Genomic DNA, 3,054 nt, shown 5'->3' on the forward strand with positions numbered 1-3,054 from the left:
TGTAATGGATTCCCACGTTTGCGTTTTACGTTCTACCTGATCATATTTGTAATTATTAACAATAGTTGCATTAAGTGTGGAGGCTGTATTGTTGGGTGAACTCGCTTTGAGAATTGGTTTGCATGCTAATGCGTTGGGGAGATATGAACGAGGTGAAGCTATACCCTCTATTGAAGTGGCGGCACGTATTGCTAAAGCCTTAGATATATCGTTAGATTACCTAGTTGAACTAACTGATACAGAGTTAGACACTGTTATATTGACCCGTATAAATGAAATCAGCTCTTTATCTGAAGAAGAGCAGAAGCAGGTTTATATGGTTATAGATGCCTTGTTAAGGGATTACAAGGCTAAGAAAGCCAATTTCAATAATTAAACAGAATCTAGCACCAGGCTGAGCTTTGTTCTCATATTAAGCTATAAGCTTAGGATTAGATTATAAACCTCGACCAGTTAAAGATGTCAATAGCTTTAATAAAGCTACAAAAGTCGCGACCAGTGTGAATGATTTAATCTATTCCGCCATTCTTGATTTATAAATTCGGATATAAGCAAAACAAGGTTTATTTTTGCGTAAGTTTTCTAAGATAACTTATTTTATGGCCAAACTACTAAATACTACTCAATCATTATAAGCCCTTCAAAATGCAATACTATATTTTTAAAGAATCTTGTGCCACAGAAGAAACTGGACCAGTATACCCGCAAATCCAAAGGTGGAGGTCTGGATATGACGATGACAAACCGGATTCCTTTTATTCATATTACCTTATTGCAAAAGGGGGTGCATTTCCTGATTTCATCCCTAATATGGATAGCTTACTCCTCCATGGGAAGGCAAAGACTACTGACCTCTTGAGCTTTGCTACTTCTGTAACCGGCTTTATGATAAACAAAAAATTAAAAATGCTATTTGAGCAGTTTGTATTTCCGCCGCACCGCTTTTATCAGGCTAAAGTAATACACAAGCAAGTTCAGATTAATGATTACTGGTTTATGCATATCATTTCGGATTATACCGATTTTGTTGATTATCCTAAATCTGCTTTTATTACCTCTGGGTTTTCTAATTCTGAGCCTAAGCCTATCACCTTAATGTCTAAACAAGATTACATCAATAAGGCCAAACAACTACAAGATAACTCTTTTATAAAAAAACTCCCTTATCGTTCGATAAATGCAAAAAAAATTCACCTCAATGAAAAGTTCAATAAAGATTTAGATTTTTTTCAAATAAATCGATTTGATATTAATTTTTATATGAGTCAGGAATTAAAGGATGCAATAATTAGGAATGGAATCACAGGATGTGATATCCTACCGGCAGATAATTTAATAATAAAATAATGGGAAAGAGCATTTGCTGCTTTTCCCATTATTTTATTATGTAAGACCCGGCGATGCTTAAGCGTCTCAATGACCTAAACGAGTTGTCAGCTACTGACAGAGAAGGTATTCTATATGCCCTTGATGGACTGCTTAGGGATGCTAAAGCCCGTAAAGCTTACGCTCATTAACAACAAAGCTCCTTATCGGGGCTTCGTCATTTACAGTATCTTGTTTTTTTCTTGGGTTTCCCTACTGGTTTTTTAGCCTTTCCACTGTCAGCAAATGCGTAAGGATTATTCTGCTTAGGGTCTTTTTTACGCATCAAATGATACGCGCGGTGGGCACTGTCTTGTTTCGATGTTTGCGCTCCGGCTGTTAAAGACAGGCTTAATAATATTAGTAAGATTAGGTTTTTCATAGTTCGTTGTTACTACAATAACCAAGCTCAGCGTTACCAAGCTTGGTTATATAAAAATCCTGTTAAGTAAGTATCGGTGGCAACTCCTCGTAATAATCCTTCTTATATTTCTGCACTTCAACACTACTCAATCCAACACTATATTCAAATAGGTTGAAATCAAACTTAAAAGGAATCTCACTGTCCAAGTATTCCTTATGTTTATTATACAACTCATCTTCAATAAAATAGGACATAGTATCGTCAAACAAAGCTTTTTCGTATGTTACTTGATCTCTAAATAATTCTTCTAATTTACTATAAGGAATATGAGAGATATTAATGTATCCGAAAACATATTCTGATGTTTTCAAAGCCACCTCTAAATAAACTTTGTAATAATAGTTCTTATTTGCTTTCATTATGCATTCTTCCTAATATATAAACACCTATATAACAGACCTCTAAGGTATAGGAACGAGGTTTCTTGGCGGATACAACCTTGATCCTTCAGAAAAAATAATGTAAAGCCATAATGCAGCACCAGTAAGCCCCGTAGCTGTTTGTATTTTTTGTACAAGTCCAGGACTTACCCCACCTGCTGGTGGCCCTGCAACTGGCATTGTTTGCGCATCTGGTTCTTCTGAGCTAAACTTATTATAGGTTGGTTTTCTATCGTCCCTTTGCTTACCTTCATTTTCTTCTCCTGATTCGGGATCCCAAGCACCTTGATGGTTACCTTGTTTATCGTAAACCTCCACCTCTCCGTGCTGCCGATCCCATTCACCCGTCCAACCTTTAGGTATTTTTTTTCTGTCTTTTTCGGGTTTTTTAAGTTCCGGTAGTGGAATTGTACCACCTAAATCCCAAGTTTCTCTCGCGCCTTTCTTCTTTTTCAGTCTTTGAGAACCGGGAAATCCAGGTAATCCCTTTTGCTTAAATTCATCTGGGACTGGATGGTCGCCTTGATGGTCTTTCTTTTTATCATCTTCTTTCTTACCTCCATCATTCTGACCAAAAAATGCGGCTATTTCAGCGGGATCACTTGTCGTAACACCACCAGCTATCGCTGTCCACATACCATCAGGATCAATATTCCTGATCGGATTATTCATGACGTAACTGTAGGGTGACCATCTTCTACCCAATTCCGCAAGTGGATCTGGTGTAGTCCACCTGGCTATTACCGGATCGTAAAAGCGCGCGCCATAATCGTATTGATTAGCAAGATCCGTCTGTACCTCCTTTCCATTGTAAAGATAACGGTTATTGTTCGACAAACTATATACCGGATTTCGCAATCCAAATGCATAATACTCATCCTCCTG

General features: G+C 37.4%; 5 protein-coding genes. 2 read left to right on the forward strand and 3 right to left on the reverse strand.

The features are described from left to right. Positions 1-76: 76 nt before the first annotated feature. Positions 77-376 carry a helix-turn-helix domain-containing protein gene (locus JN11_RS24245; RefSeq protein ID WP_211360903.1) on the forward strand — a complete coding sequence of 100 codons (300 nt, stop codon included), beginning with the start codon at positions 77-79 and terminating at the stop codon, positions 374-376. Positions 377-645: 269 nt separating this feature from the next. After that, positions 646-1,347 carry a hypothetical protein gene (locus JN11_RS24250; RefSeq protein WP_144916898.1) on the forward strand — a complete coding sequence of 234 codons (702 nt, stop codon included), beginning with the start codon at positions 646-648 and terminating at the stop codon, positions 1,345-1,347. 196 nt (positions 1,348-1,543) lie between these two features. Here JN11_RS24250 and JN11_RS24255 read toward each other — a convergent pair whose 3' ends face one another. The 3 genes from JN11_RS24255 to JN11_RS24700 form a co-directional block, all read right to left on the reverse strand. After that, the gene (locus JN11_RS24255; RefSeq protein WP_144916900.1) at positions 1,544-1,747 is read right to left on the reverse strand and encodes a hypothetical protein; all 204 of its coding nucleotides are present in this window, start codon (positions 1,745-1,747) and stop codon (positions 1,544-1,546) included. 62 nt (positions 1,748-1,809) lie between these two features. Continuing rightward, the gene (locus JN11_RS24260) at positions 1,810-2,148 is read right to left on the reverse strand and encodes a hypothetical protein (protein WP_144916902.1); all 339 of its coding nucleotides are present in this window, start codon (positions 2,146-2,148) and stop codon (positions 1,810-1,812) included. Between the two features lie 42 nt (positions 2,149-2,190). Further along, positions 2,191-3,054 (reverse strand): RHS repeat-associated core domain-containing protein (locus tag JN11_RS24700; RefSeq protein WP_246139089.1); only part of this gene is annotated, 864 nt, incomplete at its 5' end.

This window comes from Mucilaginibacter frigoritolerans, from assembly GCF_007830615.1.
Lineage (GTDB): Bacteria > Bacteroidota > Bacteroidia > Sphingobacteriales > Sphingobacteriaceae > Mucilaginibacter > Mucilaginibacter frigoritolerans.